A 26,762-nucleotide genomic window follows, 5' to 3' on the forward strand; every position below is an offset into this window, starting at 1 on the left:
TCATCGAGAAGCAACGGTGAATCAAGCTTTCCATACTGCGCGCTAATTGGCTTGATTGATGTGAATTCTCATTGAGCTAGACGCTTTCACTAAAGCAAAGTCGTTGCCGTCTTGAGAAATTCCTAAATTACTTCTTCCAGAACCAACCAAATAAGCAGTATTGCCATTGCCTTTTTGGTCAATGCTCAGCTGACTACTCTGTCTTGAGAAGTTAGCTTGTCCGATAACTGCTAAATTGTTATTCCCGTCTTGGGAAATAAGCGCTTCAGAATTTACTCCGAGTTGCCCAATTGCGGCATCGTTATTTGAACCATTCTGGTCTATTAAGGCGGTATTATTGCGCCCTGTTTGACCAATGTATGCGGAGTTAGAACTTCCGCTTTGCGTTATCTTCGCTCTGTTGTTCGCGGTAATACCAGGACTGCGTTGCTTTATTATTGCTATTGAATCAGTAGCATTAGATATATTTAATTCTGAATAATTATCTAAATCTCCAGAAGAGAAGCTTTCTAAATAATTATAATCATTGACTATATCTTGATTAACATTATGTAAAAAATCCCCTTCTATATCTGACGCGATAGCATTATTAAAACCTCCTGATAAAAAATATAAACAAGTTAAGCTGATAAGTGATGCTTTCCCAATTACCATCATCTTTACCTTAAAGTGTTCGTGATTATGATCCCTACGAAAATAAACTGCGTAGGGAATGAGTGAACCTTTGTCTTATCGAAATCCTAGGCCTTGAATTTACGAACAGCTATAAACTTAAAGTTGAAAATATTTAGTTGTTCATATGAAATTTAATTAGTATTTGACCGAATCCTACCAACCTTAGTTAATCAATTCCCTTCAGTAATTAATTCGAAAGTTTATATATGCCACTGTAAGCATGAATTACGCTTTATTCAGTTTCAACGAATCACATTCTCATTTTGTAAATAGACTTTGAATGGGAGCACATATGAAAATCAAGCTGCTTACAATAACTCTGCTTTCCTTTGCTCTTCATGCAGAAGAAAAGAGTCATGGTCTTGAAAATGCTGCTCCTTTAGAAAATGGACAAAAACTTGAGGACTCGACAAATAATCTTAAGGAAAAATTCAATGACTTCAGTGAAGTCGATGGAATCATTGTGGACAGAACCATTACGCGGTTGGGAGAGGATTTCTATTTTTTCTTCTCGCAATCGCTCAATGATAGTTATCCCGACCTTAAGGAAAATTTGACGGTAAAAGAAAGGCCAACGGCGTTATCAGGAAGCATCATAGAGGTTCAACACTCTAGAAAACCGATCTTCCGTACGGCGTTGTCCCCTGGTCGTAGACAAGCGAAAGAACGCGCTGCCGATGCAACACGAGTGGTTGGGAATTACATCATCCGATGGCAAGCGGAACGGATCTTTCAGGACACTTACGATCTAGACCATGATGAATTTTAAGGAGCCAAGGATGTCGATATTTTTCAGAAAGGCCGCGCTCATTGCGCTGATAGTTTCGCCTTCGGTTTACTCAAGCGAATTAGTTTATACGCCCGTAAATCCAAGTTTTGGCGGAAACGCTTTAAACAGTTCTCACCTTTTTAATCACGCTAATGCTATCAATGATTATGAAGACCCAAGTGCAAGGGATATCTTTGATGAGCAAGAATCAGCCTTAGATCGTTTAGCGTCTAGTTTAGAGTCCCGTTTAATTAGCCAATTGCTTGCTGACGTGGGTAATGGAAACACGGGGCAGTTGGAAACTGATGATTTTTTCCTGAATATTGTGGATGATTCCGGGACTTTGTTGGTTCAAATCGTCGATAAAGAGACTGGGGAATCGACAGAAATCAGTGTCTCTGGATTAAACCCCGACCTCTAATCACAAGGATTGTGTTATGAAATCGATCATTATCGTCTTCTTGACCTTTGTGTTGGGAGGGTGCACTTACTCTATGCAAATTCCAGAGACTTCTGAAACGCCAAAGTTGATGCCGAGAGGATCGACTTATACGGACCTGATCTCATTACCTCAGCCTCGCGGTAAAATACTTGTTTCGGTTTATGATTTTAGAGATCAAACGGGACAGTATAAACCTCAGCCAAACAGTAACTTTTCGACAGCGGTACCACAGGGTGGAACGTCTTTACTGACCACGGCATTGATAGATTCCCAGTGGTTTGTTCCTCTAGAGCGTGAAGGGCTCCAGAACTTGTTGACGGAACGTAAGATCATTCGTGCTGCTCAGAAAAAAGACAAGGTAGTGAACAATCACGGAGCCGACTTAACATCGTTGAGCTCTGCGAATATCGTTATTGAAGGCGGTATTGTTGCTTATGACTCTAATATTGTTACAGGTGGGGCTGGTGCGAAGTATCTTGGCATTGGTGGCTCAGGGCAGTATAGAACCGATCAAGTGACAGTTAACTTAAGAGCCGTTGATGTAAGAACAGGGCAAGTTCTGTTGAGTGTGACTACGACAAAAACCATTTCATCACATGAGATAGGATTCGGCGCATTCAGGTTTGTTGACTACAAAGAACTATTAGAAGTTGAAATGGGCTACAGCCAAAATGAACCCGTTAATATCGCTGTGATGTCAGCGATTGATGCTGCGGTAATACATCTTATTGTAAAAGGCATGAAGCGTGGAATGTGGTCGCCGGGCGATCCTAATGCACTACAAAATCCAATTATTGCTCGTTATTCCGAAGAGAGCGCCGACATATTGTAAGCAACCGAGTAAGCAGCAAAATAGGGCTATGCGGAAAACGGACCTTTCCCTTAGCCCTGTTTTTTTCTTCAAGCAACTCAATGATCAATTCACATCGCACGTAATATCTTTTATCGGTGTTTCCGAGGTAACAAAACAAACATACGCTTCCGCTGGCTTATTCGGGCCTATTCGAATGTAACCTGCCTTTATTTCATCTTCATCAAACGTCACCGAGTGAGAACTTCCCGTTTGGTTGTCGTAAAAGTTTGCTTCAAAATTGTTGTTCATTTGGCTTGCGATACGGTTTCGTGTTGTAGATGTTGTGAACGTAATATTGGCGCAGCGCATCGGTGGTTTCTCTGTAATGAGAAATTGCCCACTTTCTTTATCTATCACGCCCCCCTTTGTATCTGGCTGAATGTCGATAGCTTGAAATTGTTCTACCGTACAAGTTTCTTTGGCTGAGGCTATTGAGGGCATCAGCATCGTGAGGGCTAAAGGGAAAGCAAAAAGTACTGGTTTCATTAGAACAACGCCATAGGTAAAAAGAGCGAAAGATAATAGCACTGCAATGGTGCCATTAAATGTAAAGATTCTGTTATTAAGGAAATACTTTTATAACGAAAACAAAATGAGGTTGAGCATCGTTAGCTTTTTTAGCTAGTCTCAAATTGACATTGGGCTGATTGGCTTTGTGATTGCTGAATGACACTGAAGCCTTTCTTTTCTAATAACTGTATAAGGTTACCTTCTCCAATTAGGTGCAAGGTACCAACTACTATCATGTAGTTCCCTTTAGTCTTAAGCTTCCAATCATTGGAGGATAGTTTGTTTGCCCAGTCTATGTTGCGATCGGTTAAGAATGCTTTCTCAAGTTCAGGCGACATCTCTGACAGTTCTGAGAAGGCTTCCAGCTTCGCTAAATCACCCGCTTTCCAGCTTTCAATCAGGCAATGAACCACGCGATCAGTTTGGTCAAATTCTTCTAGGCTACTGACTAACCATTCCTTACCGTCGTCCTTTTGTTTTGTCATCAGGTCTATTTGAAATTGCAGTGGCTCTAAGCTGATCACCGGAACGTCTTGGATGGTTGCCTTATAGGCTAATGTTGCGTCTACACCGCCCGCCGAGCCATAGCCAAGATTCTTTAATTGCTGCATTTGTATCGATAGAGATGTCGCCCAAGGTGGAGAGCTCAATAGTTGCTGAGTCGGCATACCCAAAGATTTTGAAATGCTTGTTAGTAACTGCTTTTGTTCTGTGCTGAGCACATCGGCAGTGGTGACGGTTGTAGCCGGGTATACGACACCTTCGGATTTCCTGATATCCGTTTCGATAATTAAGCCATCACTGTTTTTTAGCGCGTCGGTGATCGCCGAAGGAAGGGGGTACATACTCTCGTCTCCAACGTGCACTGAACCTAAGATAGTGAGTGTCAGATCATCCTTTTGTGCTTGCCAATAAAGGGGCTCGGCGACCGCTTGCCTAGCTGAAAAAGCGAGAACGAATAAAACCATGTACCAGAGTGGACGCAAAGGGAGCTCCTTAAGGAAGTATTAAACTCGTTAAAATCGATTTTGACGGTGTTTTTTAACGGTTTTTTTTGAGAACAATGTCACGTTGTTTGTACGAAAAGTATAATAATACGCTGAAACTCTAAATCCTTTCTGACTACCAATGACACGATTTTATGAAATCGGTAAAAAAGATTGTGATTCATTTCTCAAATTTTACGTCAAAATTAAAATGACGGAAGTGCCGTTGCTTGTAACTTGATGATTTTATTTAAATTAAATTTATCAATATTTTTGAGATTTGAAGCCGATCACTTTATTAGCTCGATTTAATTCACGGTAAAAAATAAGCCCATATAGTTTATCTAACTTTCGAAGCGCTCCATTTTGCTTCTTACTCAATTTTTAATTTATGGGTGAATACGATGTTGAAGAGAAACTTACTATCTGTAGCGATATTGGCTGGCCTAACAGGTTGTGCAGTAACGCAAGCACCAGAACAAAAAGTAGTGAATGCACTGGCTGATAATCTTGATGTTCAGTACGAAATTCTAACTAATCATGGTGCGAATGAAGGCTTGGCTTGTCAGGACCTAGGTGCTGAATGGGCGTCATGTAATAAAGTGAACATGACGCTAACCAATGAAGGTGAAGCGATTGACTCTAAAGATTGGAGCATCTACTTCCACAGTATTCGTCTTATTTTAGATGTTGATAATGAGCAATTTAAGATCACTCGCGTTACTGGTGACCTTCACAAGCTAGAACCTACTGAAAAATTTGACGGCTTTGCGGCTGGTGAAGAAGTGGTTCTTCCGTTAACGAGTGAATACTGGCAACTGTTTGAAACTGACTTTATGCCAGGTGCATTCGTGACGGCGCCAAACGCAGAACCTAAGATGATTGCATCATTGAATACAGAAGATGTTGCATCGTTCGTAACTGGTCTAGAGGGTAATAACCTTAAGCGTACGCCTGATGATAATAACGTAATGGCGACAGCGGTGACGCGTTTTGAAAAGAATGCTGATCTAGCAACGCAAGACGTATCAACTACTTTACTACCAACGCCAATGTCGGTAGAAGCCGGTGAAGGTTCAGTTAGCATTGCTGGTGGTATTGCCCTACCTAAAGACGCATTCGACGCTGAGCAATTCGCAGCAATTGAAGAACGTGCAGATGTGGTAAACGTAGATGTGAGTGGCGACCTACCTGTGAGTGTCGCTGTTGTTCCTACTCAGTTTACGGGTGATTTAGCGAAATCTGGCGCTTATGAACTAAGCATCTCGGAAGAGGGGATTGCAATTAAAGCGTTTGATAAAACGGGTGCTTTCTACGCAGTTCAGTCTATTTTTGGCCTAATAGATAGTCAGAACGCTGAATCATTACCACAACTGTCAATTAAAGATGCGCCGCGCTTTGATTATCGTGGTGTGATGGTGGACGTTGCTCGAAACTTCCACTCAAAAGATGCCATCCTAGCAACGCTAGATCAAATGGCGGCATACAAGATGAATAAACTGCACCTTCACCTAACGGATGATGAAGGTTGGCGTTTAGAAATTCCAGGTTTACCAGAGCTAACGGATGTAGGGTCTAATCGTTGTTTTGATTTGGATGAACAAAGCTGCTTACTGCCTCAGCTAGGTTCTGGTCCAACAACAGACAACTTTGGCTCTGGTTTCTTTAGTAAAGCGGATTACGTCGAGATCCTAAGCTACGCTAAAGCGCGCAGCATCGAAGTTATCCCTGAAATTGATATGCCAGCACACGCTCGTTCAGCTGTGGTATCAATGGAAGCGCGTTACACTCGTCTCATGGCGGAAGGCAAAGAAGCAGAAGCGAACGAATACCGCTTGATGGATCCGCAAGATACATCGAATGTAACCACGGTTCAGTTCTACGATAAGCAAAGCTTCATTAACCCATGTATGGAGTCATCAACTCACTTCGTCGATAAAGTAATCTCTGAAGTGGCGGCAATGCACCAAGAAGCGGGCGTACCGCTAACGACTTGGCACTTCGGCGGCGATGAAGCGAAAAACATCAAGTTAGGCGCAGGCTTACAAGATATTAATGCAGAAGATAAAGTGGCTTGGAAAGGCAACATCGATTTGTCTAAGCAAGATAAGCCGTTCCAACAATCACCACAATGTCAGTCATTGATCGCTGATGGTACTGTAAGCGATTTCGGTCATCTACCAAGCCACTTCGCAGAACAGGTTTCTAAGATTGTTGCTGAGAAGGGTATTCCCCACTTCCAAGCATGGCAAGATGGTCTGAAATACAGCGAAGGCGAGGAAGCATTTGCGACCGAAAGTACACGCGTGAACTTCTGGGACGTTCTTTACTGGGGCGGAACTTCATCAGTATACGATTGGTCAGCAAAAGGGTATGACGTGATTGTCTCTAACCCAGACTACGTATACATGGATATGCCATACGAAGTTGATGCAGCTGAGCGTGGTTACTACTGGGCAACACGTGCAACCGATACTCGTAAGATGTTTGGCTTCGCACCAGAAAACATGCCACAAAACGCAGAAACATCATTAGACCGTGATGGCAATGGTTTTACTGGTAAAGGTGAGGTTGAAGCGAAACCTTTCTACGGTCTGTCAGCTCAACTTTGGTCTGAAACAGTACGTACTGACGAGCAATATGAATACATGGTGTTCCCTCGCGTATTGGCAGCAGCAGAGCGCGCATGGCACCGAGCAGATTGGGAAAACGACTACAAGGTTGGTGTTGAATACTCTCAAGAAACTAACTTAGTGAATAAGCAAGCGTTGAACAGCGACTTTAATCGCTTCGCGAATATTCTTGGTCAACGTGAGCTAGCTAAGCTAGAAAAAGCGGGTATTGATTACCGACTACCAGTTCCAGGTGCGAAGGTTGTTGACGGTAAGCTAGCGATGAACGTTCAATTCCCAGGTGTAGAGCTGCAATACTCTGCTGATGGCGAAAACTGGCTAACATACGATGAGCAACAACGTCCATCAGTTTCTGGTGAGACTTACATCCGCTCTATTTCAGAAAGTGGTGAGAAAGTAAGTCGAGTGACCTCAGTTAAATAATCGATAAGCACTATTAGTAGAAGAGCTCCTGACCTTTATCTTATTCAAGATAAAACGGGAGCTCTTTTTGTTTACTGCGAATTAGGTGCATATCCAAAACTGAAACATATAGAAATCGCCTTTGGTCATATCATCAACAATGCACATAAGGTGACTTTAATCCCAAAAGTGACGCGCTTCTCATTATTCTCTTCAAAAAATAAGCCCCCTGTAAAAAACTCTAAATCAGATGTGATTCAACTATCTAGATCTAATTTTTCTTCGTGAAATAACGTGATCCCGATCTGTATATTTTTCCATCTTAAGTTTTTTATCAATTTTTATGTTTTTAAGTTGTTGATTTTAAAGTTTTAAATAACTTGTCTTTTTTTGATAGTGAGAGGGATCACTCTGCTGTCCCTTTTATTTTTAAGCGCGAATTAATTCGAGCAACATAGATTTCATGCCAGGGAGGCTACCAACTACTCAAGCGGTGAAGGTGAATGATGTACCGAAGATGTGCCGCTGAAAAAATTAAACTAAGGCAGTTTACTATGAAAAAAATTATCGCTCTAAGTGCTCTTTCTCTTGCTTTCGCTTCTAGTGCTTTTGCTGGTTCTTCTTACGTAACGGGTAACATCCAAATTCATGACGATGGCCGTATCCACGGTTCTGACATGACTTCTACGCTAGAAGCTGGTCACACGTTTGACAACTCTCTAGGCGGCTTCACGGTTTATTCTGAGTTTGATGGTATCCAACTGGGCAAACTTGAATCTGAAAATGGCGGTGCAGGTAATACTACTCCAGGCATCACTGTAGGTGGTGAGCAATCTTTCAACATCACTGACAACCTATGGGTTGCTGCGGGTTACCAACACCTATTCTCTGCAGGCGAAAGCATTCAGTTCCGTCCACTAGTTAAGATCGGTTACAACTTCGACAACGGCATCTCTATTAGTAACCGTACTCGTGCACACATCGATGATACTTCAGCTAATGCTGACACAGACTACCGCATGGATAACCGCATTGCTTACACAGTGAATGCTGACCTAGCGATTAGCTACAACAACGTATACATGATTGATGCTGAAGCGATGGACCACGAGTTACGTGCAACATGGACTCGTCAAGGTGTTCAACCTTACTTTGAATTCCGTAGCCAAGCTAACGGTGTAGATTTCGCAAACGGCGATTCTAAGCAGAACAACGCATTCGTATTCGGTGCTTCTTACGGCTTCTAAGCTGATTCGCTTGGTTGCTTAGTCTATTAGATTATTAGCCGAGTGAGCTTCTTCGCTAAATAGCTTTTTGCTAAATAGCTTGCTAGCTAATTAGCGAGGGGAACATAGCGGTACTAACAGCCCGGTTGGTGCCGCGACAAGATTTGCTTTACTGTCCAAAAGCAAAGAGCCTAGCAAGTAAACCACAGTCTTGGGTTTACTGAATGCTAGGCTCTATTTTTATGACTTCTTTTTATTGCTGTGTGTTGGTCTGTTTAGGTTCTATTTCCCGTTGTAGTGACGGTATTCAAACACCTGACCTTTTTCATTAAACGCATACACAGAATACTCGTCTTTCTTATCGCCATATTCCATGCCTGGCGAACCCATTGGCATACCCGGAACCGCTAAACCAATCGCATTACGTGGTGGGTTTTCTAGAAAGGCTTTAATGTCATCTGCTGGAATGTGTCCTTCAAATACGTATCCGTCGATCTCTGCAGTGTGGCAAGAGGCTAGCTCTTGTGTTATCCCTAGTTTCTGCTTGATTGGGTTCATATCATCGTGGAGCTTCTCAGTAACATCGAACCCAGCATCTCGCATATGTTCAGTCCATTCTGTGCAGCAGCCGCAGTATGGAGATTTGTGGTTTAGAACATCAGTAGCTAAAGCTTGTCCTGAGATTGCAGCGAGTGCAGTAAGAGTCATAATTTTACGAATCATGGTTAACCTCATGAATATGGTTTTTATTAATATTAGAATGAGTTGGTTTGAACAATCTCAGCCTGTTGGCATTGCTTACTACAGTAATTGACGACATCGCCATCGCTGCCCCTGCAACTACTGGACTAAGCAGAAATCCGAAAAATGGGTAAAGCACACCGGCCGCGATAGGAATACCAAGCGAGTTGTAGATGAAGGCACCAAATAGGTTTTGCTTCATATTTCTCACGGTCGCTTGAGATAGCTCGATCGCGTTGCTTACTGATAATGGCGATGAGTTGAGTAGCGTCATTTGCGCACTTTCAATCGCGACATCACTGCCACTGCCCATTGCTATGCCTATATCTGCTTGAGCAAGTGCAGGCGCGTCGTTAATACCGTCTCCGACCATGGCAACACTCTTATATTGCTGTTGCAGCTGAACAATGTGTTGAGCTTTCTGCTCTGGAAGCACTTCTGAAATCACTTCGTCGATACCGACGTTTTTACCTATCGCTTGAGCTACAGAGTCGTTGTCGCCCGTTAATAGCACAGTGTGAATTCCGGCGGATTTTAGTTGAGCAATGGCTTGTGTGCTATCTATTTTTAATGCGTCTGAAATGCCTAATATGCCTACCAGTTTTTGGTCGATGACTACGAAGATTGGCGTCCATGCTTGTGTACGGCAAAGTTCGATAAAGTCACGGCCTATTTGAGTATCAATACCAAGTTGGGTTAGGTATTTAAGAGAGCCGACTTGGACGTGTTTTCCGTTAATGTTGGCTTGTACTCCAAGGCCTCGGCGGTTTTCAAAGTCGCTGTGTGGGAGTGCTGAAACTTCTAGGTTTTCGGCATACTGACAAACGGCTTTGGCAAGTGGGTGTTCTGAACCGACTTCAACCGAATAGGCGTAAGCCAGCAGTTCTTGTTCTGATAGGTTGTGATAAAACGCCTGCTGAACGCTTGGTTTGCCTTGGGTTAGAGTGCCTGTTTTATCAAACACGACAGCATCGATTTTGCTGGCTGATTGCAACACATCGGCGTCTTTGATTAGAACACCAAGCTCAGCGGCTTTACCTACGCCGACGGTAATAGAAAGCGGAGTCGCTAGGCCTAAGGCACACGGACAAGCGATGATCAGCACGGTAGTCGATACCACAAGCATATAACTTGCACTTGGTTGTGGGCCAACAAAAAACCAAACTAGGGCGGCAACAGCTGCGATCGCGACCACAACGGGTACGAACACGGCAGAAATAGAGTCGGCTAGTTTCGCAATCGCAGGTTTGCTGCTTTGTGCTTGGCGAACCATTTGAATGATGCGTGCCAACATAGTGCTTGAGCCAATTCCCGTCGCTTCAATGATCAGGCTGCCATCACCATTAATGGTTCCTGCTGAAACGCCATCATTAATCGATTTAACGTTGGGCAGTGGTTCGCCAGTCAGCATCGATTCATCGATATAAGATTCACCCGAAACCACGACACCATCGACAGGGACTTTTTCTCCGGGTTTTACTCGTACCTGCATGCCTACCTGAATCGCTTCTACTGCGATGGTTTGTTCTTTGCCATCGACAATAACCACCGCTTTTTGAGGCTGTAAGTTAATCAATGCCTGTAAAGATTTTGTGGTACGCGCTTTGGCTTTGGCTTCGATGTAATGACCCAAAGAAATTAAGCCAACGATCATTGCGCTTGCTTCAAAGTAGACATGGCGAGATGGTTCTGGAAACCATGATGGAATCAGCACAACCAACATTGAATAGAACCATGCTGCGCCTGTACCTAGAGCGACTAAGGTATCCATGGTCGCGCGCTTATACATGAGAGACTGCCAAGCATTGGTGAAGAAGCTACGACCTGAGGTAGCAAGCAGTATCAAACAAACGACACCAACCAAGCCCCAAGCCAGTTGATCGTTAAATGTGGCAATGGTCATGCTGCCGCCGAACAGACCCCATGCCATCAGCGGCGCACCGATTACCAACGCGCTTACTGAGTTTCTAAGGAAGGCTTGTTGAGTACGAAGTTGCTGTTCTTGTTGTTTTTGCTGTTGAGTCGCTGCATCGTCGACAAACTCAGCGCCATAACCAGCAGCTTTCACCGATTCTATTAGAGCGTTTTCAATGATGTCTCTTGTTTGAGAGGTGAAAACCAAGGCAGTTTGTTCGGCAAGGTTGATCTGAGCTTGGTCGACAAACTCATTCTTTTTCAGTGCTTTCTCTACCGAAGAGACACAACTCGCACAAGTCATCCCCTCAAGAACAAGGTGATAGGTATATTGGCTAGCTGCGGTTTTATCTTCACTCTTTTTATCTGCTTGTTCGTCTTCTAAATCTGAACTCGATGAAAGGTCATTCGTTTCTGAGTAGGGAGCTGCGTGGTAACCCAGGCTTTCGACCAGCTTAATCACCTCAGACTCAGAAAGCAGAGTAACCAGTGATAATTCCTGTTTGCTGACTTCTAGGTTTAAGGCTTGCTCAGTTTGTTCAAGCGCTTTAGTCAGTTTGCTCACACACTTGCCGCAACTCAGACCGGATAGCGAAAGGTGCAGCTGATTACCCATAGAATAGCCAAGCGTTGCTAACTGTTCGTTGAGCTGAATGTAACTAAATGGAGTCGAAATATCGATGTAGGTCGGCGATATGTCATTAATCATCGTGCTGTCGAGATCGCTAAACAGTGTGCGAACTTTCTTCGCGCAACCCATGCAATTTAGGCCGTTGAGCGCCGTTGTGTAGTAGTTCATATCGATACTCCAATTCTCATCTACGCCTAACATAAACCTTCCCGTAAGGGTAAGGTCAAACATAAATTCAAGAATTTGATCTTAGTGGTGCATTAGCTGGTGGATTCAATTTGGGAATGAGAGAGGGGAATAAAGAATGTGCGACTATAACCTACAGGCTAATACCATCGATTTGCTACTTTGAAGACGTAATTGGCCTTTCAATAACAGCTTTCGTACAACAACAGTGCATTAATCATTCACTACTGATTGTAGATTTAAGCGGTGGTGATAAAATAGCGCCCAAAATTTAGTGATATTTTTCTGTTACAGGCTTTGTAATGGCGAGCACTAAAAGAATCACCTACATAATCAAGGTATTTAAATGACGGTTAAAACTCGTTTTGCTCCTAGCCCAACTGGCTATCTTCACGTTGGTGGTGCACGTACTGCACTTTACTCTTGGCTATTCGCTAAAAACCAAGGCGGTGAATTCGTTCTACGTATCGAAGACACAGACCTTGAGCGTAACTCTCAAGAAGCGGTTGATGCAATTCTAGAAGGCATGCAATGGATGGGTATGGAATGGGATGAAGGTCCTTACTACCAATCTAAGCGTTTTGACCGTTACAACGAAATGGTTGATAAGCTACTTGCTGAAGACAAAGCATTCAAATGCTACGCGTCTAAAGAACTGCTTGATGAAATTCGTGCAGAGCAAGAAGAAAACAAAGAGATGGCTCGTTACGATGCTAACCACCCTAAAATTGTTGCAGCAAACGAAGCAGCAAAAGAAGGTGATGCATGCGTTATCCGTTTCCGTAACCCTAAAGAAGGCAGCGTAGTATTTGATGACCAAATCCGTGGTCGCATTGAAATCGCGAACAGCCAACTTGATGACCTAATCATTCGTCGTACAGACGGTGCACCAACATACAACTTCGTAGTTGTAGTGGATGACTGGGATATGGGTATTACACACGTTGTTCGTGGTGAAGACCACATCAACAACACACCTCGTCAAATCAACATCTATGAAGCACTAGGCGCGCCAGTTCCAACTTTCGCTCACTGTGCAATGATTCTTGGTGATGACGGTGCGAAACTTTCTAAGCGTCACGGTGCTGTTTCTGTAATGCAATACCGCGACGAAGGTTACCTACCAAATGCACTAAACAACTACCTAGTTCGTTTAGGCTGGTCTCACGGTGACCAAGAGATCTTCTCTCAAGAAGAGATGATTGAATTCTTCAGCCTGAAGGCTATCAGCAAGTCTGCTTCTGCATTCAACACTGATAAGCTACTTTGGTTGAACAACCACTACATCAAGACTTCTGAGCCTGAGTACGTTGCTAAATACCTGCAATGGCACCTAGACGCACAGAAGATCGATACAACAAATGGCCCAGCTATCACTGAAGTGATCAAGCTAGTTGGCGAGCGTTGTAATACGCTTATCGAACTTGCTGAGCAATCTCGTTACTTCTACGAAGATTTCTCTGAGTTTGAAGCTGGTGCAGCGAAGAAGCACCTACGTGGTGTTGCTAAAGGCCCACTAGAGCTTGCTCTTGCTAAGGTTGAAGCACTTGAAGATTTCACTACTGCAAACATCAAAGATGGTGTAATTGCAGCTGTATGTGAAGAGCTAGAGATCGGCATGGGTAAAATCGGTATGCCACTTCGCGTAGCAGTAACAGGCGGCGGTCAGTCTCCTTCTGTTGATGCAGTGATGGAGCTTGTTGGTAAAGAGCGCGTAATCGCTCGTATCAAGATGGCTCTTGAGTTCATCGCTGAGCGTGAAGCTAACGCTTAATTTGAGCGATTGATAGAATCAAAAAAGGGTCAGTAACTTGGTTACTGGCCCTTTTTATTTACTTAGCGTTTTATGTAGCTAAGCTTAGACTTTCTTGAAGATGATAGAGGTGTTGATTCCACCAAAAGCAAAGTTGTTGCTCATCAAGTATTCAACATCCAATTCGCGACCTGAGCCCGTGATGTAATCGAGCTTGCCGCACTGTTCATCGACATTCTTAAGGTTTAGGGTTGGGCTGAACCAACCGCTATGCATCATCTCTAGGCTGAGCCACGCTTCAATTGCACCACACGCACCAAGCGTATGGCCAAAGTAACTCTTAAGAGAGCTGATTGGTACTTCACCAAAGATATTCGCTGTCGCGTTACTCTCTGCAATATCACCTTTTTCAGTCGCAGTACCGTGCGCAGAAACATAGCCAATCTTCTCAACTGGAAGTTGTGCGTCTCTCAATGCTTTCTCCATACAGATTTGCATGGTTTCCATCTGAGGTTGAGTCACATGAGCCGCATCACAGTTGCTCGCAAAACCTATGATTTCTGCGTAGATCTTTGCGCCACGAGCAACAGCATGTTCGTACTCTTCAAGGATCAGGGTTCCAGCGCCTTCGCCGATAACCAAGCCATCACGCTCGCTGTCGTATGGGCTAGGGGATTTCTTGGGTGTGTCGTTTTTTAAACTGGTAGCGAAAAGGGTATCGAAAACGGCAGACTCAGTTGGGCATAACTCTTCACCACCACCGGCAACCATTACGGTTTGGTAACCATGCTTGATCGCTTCATAGGCGTAACCAATGGCTTGGCTTCCTGAAGTACAGGCGCTGCTGGTGGGAATCACGCGGCCACGCAGACCAAAGAACAGACCTACGTTTACCGCGGCTGTGTGTGGCATCATTTGAACGTAAGTGGTTGCTGTGATTGCTCGTGTCGACTTCTCGTTCAGCATTACTCCGAAAGCACCAACCGCATCGGTACTGCCAGTTGAAGAGCCGTAAGCGATACCAGTTTCGCCATTGGTCAATACATCGTGACCAATTAAGCCGGCTTGCTCCAATGCATTCTCAGTCGCAACGGTAGCTAGGCGTGATACACGGCCCATGCCACGCACTTGCTTACGCTTGTAGTGTTTAGGCAGTTGGAAGTCATCAATAGGCGCGGCAAGTTTTGTGTTGAGACCATCATATTGCTCGAAGCTTGGCATATATTGAGTCGCATTTTCACAGGCCTTTAGCTTAGGCTCTATCTGTTGCCAGTCGTTACCAAAAGCAGTAACACCAGACATTCCAGTTACAACAACGCGGCGGGTCATACTAAGCCTCCATTTACTGAAATCACTTGGCGAGTTACGTAGCCTGCAATATCAGACATTAGGTAGCTGACTAGGCCGGCTACTTCTTCCGGCTCACCCATACGGCGCAGTGGTACTTGAGGAAGTGCATGATCTTTCACGTGCTCGTCAACCATACCTGTGTCAATTAAGCCAGGAGCGACACAGTTTACCGTGATCTTGCGTTTTGCGAGTTCTAGAGCAAGAGACTTAGTTGCGCCAATCACCCCCGCTTTTGCTGCAGCATAGTTAGTTTGACCACGGTTACCCATAATGCCGGATACCGACGCTAGAGTGACGATACGGCCACCTTTACGCTTTTGAACCATAGGCATTACACAAGGGTGAAGTACGTTGTAGAAGCTATCTAGGTTGGTATGGATCACACCATCCCACTCTTCTTCCGTCATCGCGGGGAATGCAGTGTCACGAGTAATGCCCGCGTTGTTCACTACACCATAGTAAGCACCATGTTCAGCGATATCAGACTCAAGCTTTTCGCGACACTCGCTTCGTTTGCTGATATCAAATTGAATAAGACGTCCAGCGCCACCCAGTTCGGTGATCGACTTTAGCGTCTCTTCAGCACCTTGCTTGTCACCCATGTAATGAACGGCGATTTCAAACCCGTCTTTCGCGAGTTGAATAGCGATCGCTTTACCAATACCTTTACTGGCACCAGTGACTAAAACCTGACGGCTCATGATGGGCTCCTAGTTTTCATTTCTTGTAATTTTTGTTCGGTCGGCACGTAGACGTTGAGTTGGCATTGAGCCACTAACTCACCTCGGTCTTCGACTCTTGCGGTAAACACAGCCATACCGCTGTCTTCCATCATCTGTTCGGCGTAGATATCAAGGGTCTGACCTTGAGTAAACTCATCACACAGTGATTTATAGCGACGAGAGCCGAGTAAGAATCCGATTGGGGGCGTGGTGCCGTTTTTAAGTGCGTGATATCCAGACCATGCCGCTACAGACTGCGCCATAAACTCGATTCCAACATATGCTGGTACCGTTTGAGATTCGGCGTCAAAGAACAGATTATGGTCACCAATATCGACCTGACAGTGGGTCGACAACGCCTCTACGCTGATAGCACGATCGATTAATATCATCGGATCATCGTGAGGGAGAAGTTGGTCTACAGAAGGGATATCAGTCATTTACTACACCAAAAATCAGGCTAATGTTGTTGCCACCAAAAGCAAACGAGTTGCTTAAGATGTTCTTTGCTTTAAGTTTCTGTGAACAGTTTACCAAATCAATCTCAATATCTTCAGCTTTATCCTGACATTTTTGTAAGGGAAGCGGTAAGTCATATTTCAAAATATGCCACGCAATTGCAGCCTCAATCGCACTTGCTGCGCCTAGAGTATGCCCGGTCAGCGGTTTGGTAGAACTGACGGGAACCTTGTTTGCAAAAATACGATGAATGGCTTTACTTTCCATCGAGTCATTGAGTGGCGTTGCTGTACCATGTGCATTGATATAACCAATGTCTTCTGCGTTTAACTGTGCAGAATGTAACGCTTTTTTCATTGCTTGTTCAGCACCATTGCCTTCAGGGTGAGGCGCTGAAATGTGGTGTGCATCAGAGCTATCACCACAGCCTAATAAGGCAATTTGAGGTGTGTTTTGAGTAGAATGAACACGCTTGATCTTGGTTTTACTGAGCAACATAAATGCGGCTGCTTCACCAATATTGATGCCATCTCGAGATTCGCTAAATGGCTTACAATGTTTGGTTGAAAGGGCTTCAAGACCATGGAAACCATTGAGTGTCAGCTTACACAAGGTATCCACGCCACCGACTAACACGGCATCAGACATGCCTGAATCTAACAAGCGCTGGGCGGTCAGAAACACGCGGCCGCTGGATGAGCAAGCCGTAGAGATGACGTAGTTTGGTCCTGTTAACGCGCAGTATTGGCTAATGAACTCAGAAGTGTCACCAAGCTCTTGTTTTGAGTAATGGTAATCTTCTGGAAACTCACCGTTTGTCAGTTTTTGTTTGAAGGCCGCTTCACCATCGGAGATACCAGAGGTGCTGGTGCCTATAACAACAGCAATACGGTCTGCGCCAAACTGTGCCTTGGCAAGTTCAATAGAATCTTTGATTTGGTTGAGAGCTGACAACGCCAGCTGATTGTTGCGAGTGGCATACTTCACGAGGGTGGATGGAACCTCTGGTAGCTCACCTGCGATTTTGCCAACGACAGTGTGTTTGCCGTCGTTCAGCATATCGCTCACTTCAACCATGTTTGGTTCACATTCGCCTTTTAGGCAGCTATGAATGTCAGTAATACTTGAGCCTAGCGCTGAGTGGAAACCACAGTCTTGGATATAAATAGGCATAGTGTTTAGCTCTTACTTGGGTTATCGACAATCGTTGAATCCAACGTTTGTATAGTAATGGTGTAGCCTTGGGTCAAATGTTTAAAAACAATGTTGCCTGCCGTTTTGTGTGTATTCGGTTCGGCTTGGTAATCAATTCGGATGATTGCCTGCTTTTTGTCATTAAACACTGTGCGGCTGTTATCTGTATCGACCAAATGCCAACCTATGCCTTGCAGAGACTGAGCCCATGCTTCAATTGGCCATAGAGTCAGCATTAAATTAAAAAGCACCTGTTCGGGTTGCGGTAAAGTCGCGCCAAGGCCAGATAGCACTTGCGTTTCAATGGCTTGATTTTGATATTGCAGCGATAGGATGCGCGTTCCCCAAGAGGAAAAACCCGCTAACACGACTTTATCCGCTGTGACTTCGACTTGAACAGGAAGCTGCTGTGTGTCGGTTTCCCACGTGGCGCTAATCAGCTGACTGGCCGTGAGGGAATACCCTAGTTCAGCTGGCATTGGTAGTGCTAGCTCGGTGTCATTGTCGATAGACACACTGGCACCACTCGGTTGCTGAGAAACCATCGAGCAGGCAGTAAGTAGAATACCCACTAGTGTGACGAAGGTTACCTTTAATGTCTGGATCATCTAAAAGCCTCTCGAGTAATTGGTCCTTCTACGTTTTTACTACTGTTGATCGCGAGTGGAGAAAGCAGCCAAGCGACAAAGATCCCTGTCAGAACCGTCACCCCGAAGCTATGAATAGCATGAGTCTGGCTCAGCGACAGTAAGCCGAATGAAAGTAGTGTTGTGAGACCTGACAAGGTGATCGCTAATAAGGTGCTCAGCGATTTCTTTTGCTCAGCAAAGAACAGGGTGTAGTCTATGCCAATCCCTAAAATCAGAATCAAACCAAGCAGGTTAAATAGGTTCAGTGTCGAGCCTAAAATGCCCGTGACCGCCAAACCTGCTACGCCTGCAATCAATGAAGGCAACAGCATTAACAGGCTTTGCTTCACACCATAGCGCCAGCCTAACAGCATGCCAATAGCTGCCAATGCTATCAATAACAGCTCGGTAATCTTGACGCGGTACTCAGCAAAAAGAGAGGAGATTTCATCCGCTTTATTGAGGTGTTTCACACCTTGCTTCTGAGCAAAATCTGACTCCAACCACTGTGAGAACAGCTCAGCATCAGTGACGTCTTTTATCAAAATGACCGACGCTGCTTGCCCGTCGATAGGTTTTAACCAAAGTGGTCGAACAGGCTCTGAGACTGGAGACTCCAAAAATCCAGATACCGTGATTGGTTCGAATTTTGGTAGTTCTGGAAACGTAGACCAACCGAGAGAGCTTTGTAATATATGGCTTTGTTGACTATAGAGTTGTTCAACCAACTGATAGTTATCATGCTGTTCTTGTTTACTTAACAAGTGTTGATTGATGCTGCGATACCCGGAGATACCTTGGCTATTGACCAGCGAATCTAAGCTTGTGGTGATTTCTGTCAATTTTTTGAGTAGCTTTTGGTCGCTCTGAGCTGTGACCAAAAGCATATTTTGACCACTGCCTAACCCTGATATCTCAGTAATGGCTTGCTCTTGTTGTTTGAGTTGTTCGGGCATAGCCTGAAGCTGGCGAATATCGTCGTCGTAACGAATTTGACTGAGTGACATCAAGCTAACGACAGTCACTGTTAACGGTAAGCCAATTCTAAATTTTTGGTTGCTCCAAAGGCTTAACCAAGTATGCCAAAGTTTCGACAGGGGAAGAGGGCGCTCTTGGCCTGGTTTTACCGCTAAAACGGGGTACCAGCACACCACACTGGCGTAAGCTGCGATCAGTCCAATCGACGAAAACAGAGCCAGTTGCTGCAAGCCTGGGAATGGCGCAACCAGTAGCCCTAAGTATCCGATTAAGCTGGTGATTAAACCTAGAGTGATGGCAATGAAAATATGCTTTAGGCCTTTATCGCTCTGCCAGTGGCTTCCTGCGGCCAAACGGTCAGTGAGATAGTGAAAAGAGTAATCGATGGATACGCCAATCAAGCTAGCGCCAAACACCAAGCTGAATAGATGCACCTTACCAAAGATAGCGACAGTGCTTGCCAGTGCAACCAATAATCCTGTACTGATTGAGAGTAAAGATAAGGCAAGTGGTAGCGCACTACGAAATGTCAGCCACACCAATAAAATAACGCCTGCCAATGAGCCCAAACCAATGGTACTGATTTCTGATTTCGCGCTTTCGGTACCGTAATTGGCGTAGAACACCACACCAGTATGCTGCACCTTGACGCCAAATTGTTTTTCGACCTCGCGCTCAATTGAATCAAGATCGGGAAGTTGTTCTTGAATCGCCAAGCTATAAGGCGAGCCAGCCAGAGTTGCTGTAACCAAAATATGAGTTTGGTCATTAGATTGAGCGGTGAGGTATCCCTCTTTCTGAACAAAATTACTTGATTGAACGCCAACGGCACTGATGTAGTCGCGAAATAGTAGAAATGGATCCATCGACAGTTCGGCTGCAGTCACGCCTGAGAACGGATTGTACAGAGACCGAATCACATATTGAGCTCGTGAATCAGGCGAGTGGGTCAGCGTCTCTTTTTGTTGCTGGGTAAGCAGTTGAGCTCGGTGACGAAAGTAGAAATCGCTCCACTGGCTTTGGGTGCTGGCGCTGATTTTGCCTTGAACTTGCTGAAACAGAGTTGGCTGACTTGAAAAGGCTCTTTGGTTGAGAGCTTTTTCAAAAGCGTCGGTCGCAACCATGGTTTGTTCGATGTCGGGGGCGCTGATGATAAACACCACTTGCTCGCTCATCGAGCTGGATATCTGCTGAAAGGCTTGCTCTACCATTGGGTCTTGCTGGTTTTCTGGTAGTAACTTTAGGATGTTGCTTTCAATGGGTACCGACGAAGAAAAAGCGAATTGTTTTATCAACAACCCGCTAAACAGCATTACAACAACAAGCCAAACAAGGGCAAGACTAGAGTTGGAATTGTTTCGCTTCAGCATCTGATAATACTTCCGGTAGATGGCTTAACTGACTGAATTCGATCACTGTGCTATCTCCACGAATCTCTTTCAACTCAATACGTTCAATATCGCTGTTGCCTTGCAGCGTGATAGCCTCAAACACCGCATTCATCGGTGCATTTTTGGGCTTTAGAGTCAGTGTCCATGCTTGTACATTTTCATCAGAGCTGGTGTTAGTTGCGGGCTCAAAATTGAGTGCGAACTGTTCCTGAAGTTTTTGCGTGTCCCCATGAAACACTGACAAGAAGATATGGCTGAAATAAAACGCCATTGGATTTTCTTTGTCGGTGATGATTTTTGCGGGTTGATCGGCAAACCTTTGGCTCAGTTTGTTATCGGTGAGCACTAAGTTCACGGGAAACGGAGTGGTTTGTGTCCAGAGTAAGCCACTTGATTTGTCTAACAGAAATGTACCTTGTGACGTTAAAGGCTGGGCGAACATCTCCATATTGCGTGTTTGAGTGAACTCACCACGCACAATACTATTTTCGCTGAGCACCGTCTGCAGCTCTGAAATAGAATTGACAGCAGCAGAGTTTTCTTTGGCGCTTACAAGGCCGCTTGCCATCATCGCAGTAAGTCCAATTAGCGCGATATTGATGTATTTGCGACTGCGTTTAAACAGATTCATGGTTCACCTGCTGTGGGTTAGAGGTTTGTGTTTGATGTTCAGTTGCTAGAGGTAAGCAACCAAATTGGTGCCAGTGTTCGACTTTGTCAGTAAACACTTTGGGTGAGGCAAAGCACATCTCTTGTTCTTCGATGGTGACGGCAACCTGCATGGTGTGAGCACGTGTCATTCGAGCACCGGTTAGAGCATCATGAATTTCATAATCGACGCGCAGGCGATTTTCCCACTCGGTGAGTTTCGCCGTTACCTTAATCTTGTGATTAAACGGTATCGCCTTAATGTATTTCACGCGGGTATCGATGATAGGCCACATGTAGCCAGAATCCTTCATCTCATGGTAGTTGTACTCAATCTTATCCATCATGATGCGCCTAACTTCTTCAAAGAATCGGAAGTAGTTGCCGTGATAGATCACGCCCATTGGGTCGGCATCTTGGAATGAGGTGATAAGCGTCACCTCAGATTGTAATGGGTGAAGGATTTCAGACATAAATCGCTCTCAACAATATTGCGTAAAGGGTTGGCTACTTTATGAGTAAAGTGACCAGTGCTGACTTTGAATACGAGCAATGAAGTGGCGTAGATCGCCTTCAAGTGGTCGATCTTCTACGATAAATTCAAACTCCTTAAGCACTTCGTCGCGAATGTGCTTGAGGTTCTCACTCATGTGGTGCTCATCAAGCTCATTGTGGCGCTTACGAAGTTCGAGTGCTTGTGTCCCCGCCAGTAGTGACGCTGCTGCCACTTGTTCGGTTAGCTCTAGAACGCGTAAACAGTCACGAGCTGCGATGGTGCCCATACTCACTTTATCTTGGTTGTGACACTCAGTTGAGCGAGAGAATACGCTTGCTGGCATGGTGTGTTTCAATGCTTCTGCTGTCCAAGCTGAAACGCCAATCTGTACTGCTTTAAAGCCGTGGTTGATTGGCTTACGTTCGCCTTCAGCACCCGTTAGGTTGAATGGCAAACCGTTGTTGAACTTGTAGTCCATCAGCTGAGCCATTTGACGGTCAAGCAGATCAGCAAGGTTCGCAACTGCAGTTTTTAACGTATCCATCGCCATTGCAATGTGTCCACCGTAGAAGTGTCCACCGTGCAGTACGCGCTCATTATCACCATCGATAATTGGGTTGTCGTTGGCACTGTTTAGCTCGTTCTCGATCATTTGGCGTAGCCAAGGCAGAGAGTCTTGAACCACGCCGATAACATGTGGAGCACAGCGCAGAGAGTAACGATCTTGGAGGCGATCACTGTTACGTGGCGGGCGATCCGCTTGCAGATCATCACGCAGCCATGCAGCAACTTGTTGTTGACCAGGATGAGGTTTGACTGCAAACAGCGCTTCATCGAAATGGAAGTCATTGCCGTGCATACCGACTGATACCATAGCGGTGATCTTAGTTGATAGCTGAGCTAGATATTCCGCACGCTTGTAAGCGATACAAGCTAATGCCGTCATTACAGACGTACCATTCATCAACGCCAAGCCTTCTTTTGGCTTAAGTTTGATAGGGCTAATTCCTAACTCTTTGTAGACGTCACTGGTTGGGCGCACTTCACCTTTGTAGATTACATCACGCTCACCAATCAGTGCTGCGGCTAAGTAAGACAGAGGTGTTAAGTCGCCACTGGCACCCACCGATCCTTCTTGAGGAATGCGTGGTGAGATGTCTTGGTTGATTAGGGTAACGATCTGGTTGAGTAGATCGTGAGTCACACCAGAGACACCTTGTGATAACGAACAAAGACGAGTTGCAAGGACTGCACGAGCTTGTTCGTGAGACAATATTTCACCTAAACCACAGCCGTGAAAACGTGTTAAATGCAGTGGTAGCTCGTCAACTAGGTTTGGCGGAATCGCAACCGTACATGAGTCACCGTAACCCGTCGTTACACCGTAAATCACACCTTCTTCTTTCAATAGGCGTTCTAAGAAAGCGACACCACGGTCGATCTTAGATGTGAATGCTTCACTTGTGTTCATCGAGGCTTTTGCGCCTTGTGAGATAGCGACAACATCCTCAATCGTGAGGCGCTCGGCACCAAAGGTGATGCTATTTGAATTCTTTTTCGTCATGGTGCTTGCTCAATGTCCAAAAATTAAAAAAGTTGTACCACTGAAGCGGTGCTTGCAGTGTGTAGTGCTGAAGTCGATTTGCGTATTTTTGCACGACTTGCTGTAAAGATTGTTCGCGAGTCTTTCTTGGTAGCTCGATCTTGTTGCTAAAATGCTCGAAATAGACATTAAAATGCGGCTTAGATTGTGAGTCGTCACGTAACCCAAACAGCAAAAATACGGGTGCTTTGAGAACCGAGGCTAACATAAATGGACCTTGAGGGAATGGAGCTTCCTTACCTAAGAACTCAGCCCATACTGAGCGGCTCTCTTTGCTGGTGGAAGTTCGATCGCCAACAATCACGATCCATTCGCCTTGCTCTAGTTTCTGTTGTAACAAGATAGCGGTATCAGGCCCCATCGATGTCACCTGAATCAGATTTAAATCAGACTGCGGGTTAACCGCTTTCATCACGGAATTAAAACGTTCGGCGTGTTCTGTAAAAACCAGGGCGTTGATTTTGATGTTCGAGTGTCTGCGACCTAAAGCTCGGCACAGCTCAATATTGCCAAGGTGAGATCCAAGGATTAGCACACCTTGCTTATTTGCCACCATGCTCTCGAACTGGTCTTGGCCATGAATAGTCAGGTTATCTGCCGAGAAATCACCTTTCCATGCCGCGAGCTTGTCGAGCATCGTATGGCCAAATGAAAGCAGATGGTTGTAACTGGTTAGTTCTCCGGGGAGCTCAATATTTTGCTGTTCCGCATAGGCTTTTAATTGGAATAGATATTGTTCGGAAGCGTTTCGCGCACGCTGGCCCGTCAAGTGGTAGTAACGCATCACACCACGCAGAATGAGGTTGAACACACCGCGACCTAACAAGGTATAAATGGCTAATAACAGCTTAATGCCTAATACTGTGCCGCGTTCTTGAGTGCGGGACCAGTGTGGTTGTTCAGAAGCTTGCGGCTCTGAATCAGTCGATAAATTTGGGTTATTATCAGCTGAATCGGATTTGAAATGGCGAGCAATCAGTTTTGGTGCTCTTGGCAGCATGCTGAAGAATAGACGTGTATGCATCCAACTGATTTTGACGTTATCCCACAACGCATCGAAATGAGAGATGCCGTTCTCAGGATAGATAACGCGCGTTTCAACGAAGTCTATGTCGCAACCTTCCCAATACAGGCGAACCAAAATCTCGATATCGAAGTCCATTCTCGAACCAACATCGTACTTATTCAACACAGTTTGAGTTTGGTTGATAGGATACGCTCTAAAGCCACACATGCTGTCTTTAATTGATAAAGAAAGGGTTTCTATCCATACCCAGATATGTGTCGCGTAGCGCCCATAGAGCCTTGCTTTGGGTACGCTGTCGTCGTAGATAGGCTGGCCTGATATCAGACGTTGTGGCTTAGCTTGTGAGGCCTCAATCAATGTTGGCAAGGCTTCCAGGTCGTGTTGCCCATCAGCATCTATCTGAATAGCGTGGCTAAAGCCTAGTTGCTGCGCTTTTTTGATTCCGGCTTTTACTGCGCCGCCTTTACCTTGGTTCTGTTCAAGCGTCACCAAGGTTACGTTTGAATTCTCTGCTAGGGGAGACAGAAACTGTTTTGTTGTGAGTTCACTGCCATCGTCAACGATGATGATCGGTAACTCAAAATGATGAAGTGACGACACCACAGCCGGCATGGTTGCGCCATGGTTAAAGCACGGGATAAGGAAGCAAGCCTTGTAGCTGCTTTCTTTTGTGTGGTGTTGAGAAGTAGCCTCGACGGGAGCGCTATTCACTTTTTTCTCCCAGCTTCATTTTGCCTGAAGAGTGGGTCTGTTCACCGTTGTTTGATGTGTAACTAAAGCTCAGCTTGTCTTTGTCAGCATCCCATTTGAGTGATAGCTGGATTGTAGCGTCAGGCAGGATAGGCTCTTGGAACTTAATGACTTCCATTCCTTTAAAGAAACCAGGAACGCCTAACTCTTGGACTGCGTAGTGAAGTGCCCAATCAATTTGCGTGACGCCAGGTAGAATAGGGAAGCTCTTGAAGTGCCCATTAAAGTCGGTGATATCTCCGCTAACATGAAGTGTCAGGGTCGATTCATTTTCTACCGTGTCTACAGCAATGATGTTTGGTTTTCTTTTATCCATAGGGCGTGCTTAGAATCCTTGGGCAAATATTGGTTCTTTGACAAAAATATAAAAAGATAATCTCAGTGTAAAATACGATCAGCGGTTTCTATGATTTTATTAGCTGTTCTATGTGAGATGTTAATCGCTTACCTTGGCTGTTGAGGGGGATCTCATCGACAACACGGTATTTTCTCGGGATTGCGATTGGCTCTAACCACTTTCTGAGTTCTGTACGCAGCATCAACCAGAATTTACCTTTGCTCATGGTCGATAGAGCGGCTTGGCCTTCATCTGATAATACCAAAACAGAGGCTAATATTAATCGCTCAGGCTCCTCAAATGGAATAACCACGCACTCACTTATCCAAGGCAGTTGCTCCAGTCGCTTTTCCACTTCAACCAGTGATACTCGCTTTTCTTCTATCTTGATCACTCGGTCCGTTCGGCCCTTCAATATGAATTGATTCTCCGAGACCATCTCGCACTCATCAGAGGTTTGATACCAGTTATTCTTATCGATGTACGGCGACAATAACTTAATGCAATTCTCACTGTTGAGACTAGCCTCAATACAGGCAAAAAGCTGCCAAGGCGTTTGAGCGCTCTCTTGCTGACGAAATGCGATGCCACCGGTTTCTGTGCTACCAAAGACTTCAATCGGTAAATGACCAAGCAGATCTCGTGACTGGTGAGCCGACTCGGTAGGCAATGGACCACCCGAAGAGAAGATTCCTGCAAGTTGTACCTTGTTGGTCTCATGCTTTAATCGTTTAAGTAGCGCTGGGCTGCTGATCAGTACACAGTTTTGATTTGCGTGAGATAAGATCTGTTCTGGGTATTCAAGGTTGTGTCGAGCAAATGGAACACCAGAGCATAGTGGCCATAAGATTCTAAACAGCAAACCATAGATATGTTGATGAGAAACTGTGCTTTGGATTTGGTTTCCCTTGAGTAACTCACCCCAGTTCTTGTGTAACTGAGCGGTCTCAATATCGAGGTGCTCTAACGTTTTATCTATCGCTTTTGGCGTGCCACTTGAACCTGAAGTGAACAGAGTTAATGGGACTGTTGCCAAATCAATGGTCGTAAGATTCTCGGTTAGAGGTTTTTGTGCTTCAGTGTTTGAATCCAATAAGGTTTGGATATTACGAACGTCATTCACCTCAACTTCGCCAATCGAGTTATCAACTAGCAGGCAATCAAACTGCTTACTTAACTCAGCAAGCGCACATGGCTGGTAGTTGCCCGGTAAGATGATGTGTTTGTTGGCTGCTGTACATGCCAAAAAGGCCACCGAAAATAGGTAGCTGTCTTGGGTACAAATCGCGATTCGTTGAAAAGGGGATAAAGACAAAAATTGTACGAGTTGAGATAAGTCGTCGTTAAATGTTTGCCACGTAATCTCGCTATTGTCGTCAAAGCAGACAATAGATTCAGGGGCTCTGTCCTGGCTAAGAAGCTCAGACAACGAGGTGTAAGATACGGTTTGGGTCATA

General features: G+C 44.9%; 23 protein-coding genes. 6 read left to right on the forward strand and 17 right to left on the reverse strand.

Annotated features, from left to right (window positions below; genetic code table 11):
• Positions 1-42 precede the first annotated feature (42 nt).
• Positions 43-654, reverse strand: coding sequence for a hypothetical protein (locus BCU07_RS02320; protein ID WP_017064156.1), 612 nt, complete (start codon positions 652-654; stop codon positions 43-45).
• A 313-nt stretch (positions 655-967) separates the two neighbouring features.
• Here BCU07_RS02320 and BCU07_RS02325 point away from each other — a divergent pair, with 313 nt between their 5' ends.
• The 3 genes from BCU07_RS02325 to BCU07_RS02335 are packed head-to-tail and all read left to right on the forward strand — an operon-like array spanning position 968 to position 2,718.
• Positions 968-1,444: a curli production assembly/transport protein CsgE gene (locus BCU07_RS02325; protein ID WP_017064155.1), complete on the forward strand. Its 477-nt coding sequence runs from the start codon at positions 968-970 to the stop codon at positions 1,442-1,444.
• A 10-nt stretch (positions 1,445-1,454) separates the two neighbouring features.
• On the forward strand, positions 1,455-1,865 hold the full coding sequence (locus tag BCU07_RS02330; protein ID WP_102333662.1) for a curli assembly protein CsgF: 411 nt from the start codon (positions 1,455-1,457) through the stop codon (positions 1,863-1,865).
• Between the two features lie 16 nt (positions 1,866-1,881).
• On the forward strand, positions 1,882-2,718 hold the full coding sequence (locus tag BCU07_RS02335) for a CsgG/HfaB family protein (protein ID WP_102428681.1): 837 nt from the start codon (positions 1,882-1,884) through the stop codon (positions 2,716-2,718).
• Positions 2,719-2,802: 84 nt separating this feature from the next.
• On the opposite strand, the gene BCU07_RS02340 is transcribed toward BCU07_RS02335, so the two are convergent.
• Together BCU07_RS02340 and BCU07_RS02345 are read right to left on the reverse strand one after the other, a co-directional pair.
• Positions 2,803-3,225 carry a hypothetical protein gene (locus BCU07_RS02340; protein ID WP_102428682.1) on the reverse strand — a complete coding sequence of 141 codons (423 nt, stop codon included), beginning with the start codon at positions 3,223-3,225 and terminating at the stop codon, positions 2,803-2,805.
• A 131-nt stretch (positions 3,226-3,356) separates the two neighbouring features.
• Positions 3,357-4,217, reverse strand: a complete 861-nt coding sequence (locus tag BCU07_RS02345) for a TraB/GumN family protein (protein WP_372102518.1) — start codon at positions 4,215-4,217, stop codon at positions 3,357-3,359.
• A 422-nt stretch (positions 4,218-4,639) separates the two neighbouring features.
• Between BCU07_RS02345 and BCU07_RS02350 the strand changes: the two genes are divergently transcribed.
• Positions 4,640-7,291 (forward strand): beta-N-acetylhexosaminidase, encoded by a 2,652-nt coding sequence (locus BCU07_RS02350; RefSeq protein ID WP_102428622.1) that lies wholly within the window; start codon positions 4,640-4,642, stop codon positions 7,289-7,291.
• Positions 7,292-7,824: 533 nt separating this feature from the next.
• Positions 7,825-8,517 (forward strand): oligogalacturonate-specific porin KdgM family protein, encoded by a 693-nt coding sequence (locus BCU07_RS02355; RefSeq protein ID WP_102428623.1) that lies wholly within the window; start codon positions 7,825-7,827, stop codon positions 8,515-8,517.
• A gap of 261 nt (positions 8,518-8,778) precedes the next feature.
• Here the strand turns inward: BCU07_RS02355 and BCU07_RS02360 are convergent, their stop codons facing one another.
• Entirely contained in the window at positions 8,779-9,219 is a 441-nt protein-coding gene (locus BCU07_RS02360) for a DUF411 domain-containing protein (protein WP_017064149.1), read from the reverse strand.
• Entirely contained in the window at positions 9,209-12,013 is a 2,805-nt protein-coding gene (locus BCU07_RS02365; protein WP_102428624.1) for a heavy metal translocating P-type ATPase, read from the reverse strand. Before BCU07_RS02365 ends, BCU07_RS02360 begins: the two co-directional genes overlap by 11 nt.
• A gap of 301 nt (positions 12,014-12,314) precedes the next feature.
• Between BCU07_RS02365 and gltX the strand changes: the two genes are divergently transcribed.
• A complete protein-coding gene (gltX, locus tag BCU07_RS02370) occupies positions 12,315-13,742 on the forward strand; it encodes a glutamate--tRNA ligase (RefSeq protein ID WP_017064147.1) in 1,428 nt (475 codons plus the stop codon).
• A gap of 84 nt (positions 13,743-13,826) precedes the next feature.
• On the opposite strand, the gene BCU07_RS02375 is transcribed toward gltX, so the two are convergent.
• From BCU07_RS02375 to BCU07_RS02430, 12 genes are all read right to left on the reverse strand, one after another.
• The gene (locus BCU07_RS02375) at positions 13,827-15,050 is read right to left on the reverse strand and encodes a beta-ketoacyl-ACP synthase (protein ID WP_102428625.1); all 1,224 of its coding nucleotides are present in this window, start codon (positions 15,048-15,050) and stop codon (positions 13,827-13,829) included.
• Positions 15,047-15,772 (reverse strand): 3-ketoacyl-ACP reductase FabG2, encoded by a 726-nt coding sequence (locus BCU07_RS02380; RefSeq protein WP_017062285.1) that lies wholly within the window; start codon positions 15,770-15,772, stop codon positions 15,047-15,049. Before BCU07_RS02380 ends, BCU07_RS02375 begins: the two co-directional genes overlap by 4 nt.
• Positions 15,769-16,233: a hotdog family protein gene (locus BCU07_RS02385; RefSeq protein WP_102428626.1), complete on the reverse strand. Its 465-nt coding sequence runs from the start codon at positions 16,231-16,233 to the stop codon at positions 15,769-15,771. The genes BCU07_RS02380 and BCU07_RS02385 overlap by 4 nt, the downstream gene beginning before the upstream one ends.
• Complete coding sequence (locus BCU07_RS02390; RefSeq protein WP_102428627.1) at positions 16,226-17,425, reverse strand: beta-ketoacyl-[acyl-carrier-protein] synthase family protein; 1,200 nt, start codon at positions 17,423-17,425, stop codon at positions 16,226-16,228. Before BCU07_RS02390 ends, BCU07_RS02385 begins: the two co-directional genes overlap by 8 nt.
• Positions 17,426-17,430: 5 nt before the next feature.
• Positions 17,431-18,054 carry a DUF3261 domain-containing protein gene (locus BCU07_RS02395; protein ID WP_102428628.1) on the reverse strand — a complete coding sequence of 208 codons (624 nt, stop codon included), beginning with the start codon at positions 18,052-18,054 and terminating at the stop codon, positions 17,431-17,433.
• Entirely contained in the window at positions 18,051-20,423 is a 2,373-nt protein-coding gene (locus tag BCU07_RS02400; RefSeq protein ID WP_102428629.1) for an MMPL family transporter, read from the reverse strand. Before BCU07_RS02400 ends, BCU07_RS02395 begins: the two co-directional genes overlap by 4 nt.
• Positions 20,395-21,075 carry a LolA family protein gene (locus BCU07_RS02405; RefSeq protein WP_017064143.1) on the reverse strand — a complete coding sequence of 227 codons (681 nt, stop codon included), beginning with the start codon at positions 21,073-21,075 and terminating at the stop codon, positions 20,395-20,397. Before BCU07_RS02405 ends, BCU07_RS02400 begins: the two co-directional genes overlap by 29 nt.
• The gene (locus BCU07_RS02410; protein ID WP_017062279.1) at positions 21,062-21,565 is read right to left on the reverse strand and encodes an acyl-CoA thioesterase; all 504 of its coding nucleotides are present in this window, start codon (positions 21,563-21,565) and stop codon (positions 21,062-21,064) included. Before BCU07_RS02410 ends, BCU07_RS02405 begins: the two co-directional genes overlap by 14 nt.
• Positions 21,566-21,604: 39 nt before the next feature.
• Positions 21,605-23,152 carry an HAL/PAL/TAL family ammonia-lyase gene (locus BCU07_RS02415; RefSeq protein ID WP_102428630.1) on the reverse strand — a complete coding sequence of 516 codons (1,548 nt, stop codon included), beginning with the start codon at positions 23,150-23,152 and terminating at the stop codon, positions 21,605-21,607.
• Positions 23,130-24,929, reverse strand: a complete 1,800-nt coding sequence (locus BCU07_RS02420) for a glycosyltransferase family 2 protein (RefSeq protein ID WP_102428631.1) — start codon at positions 24,927-24,929, stop codon at positions 23,130-23,132. Before BCU07_RS02420 ends, BCU07_RS02415 begins: the two co-directional genes overlap by 23 nt.
• Positions 24,922-25,284: a 3-hydroxyacyl-ACP dehydratase gene (locus tag BCU07_RS02425; RefSeq protein WP_017062276.1), complete on the reverse strand. Its 363-nt coding sequence runs from the start codon at positions 25,282-25,284 to the stop codon at positions 24,922-24,924. Before BCU07_RS02425 ends, BCU07_RS02420 begins: the two co-directional genes overlap by 8 nt.
• Positions 25,285-25,372: 88 nt before the next feature.
• On the reverse strand, positions 25,373-26,761 hold the full coding sequence (locus BCU07_RS02430) for an AMP-binding protein (protein ID WP_102393642.1): 1,389 nt from the start codon (positions 26,759-26,761) through the stop codon (positions 25,373-25,375).
• Position 26,762: the final 1 nt, after the last annotated feature.

Origin of the sequence: Vibrio sp. 10N.261.54.E10 (assembly GCF_002877735.2) — a bacterium.
In the GTDB taxonomy this organism is placed as follows: domain Bacteria; phylum Pseudomonadota; class Gammaproteobacteria; order Enterobacterales; family Vibrionaceae; genus Vibrio; species Vibrio crassostreae_C.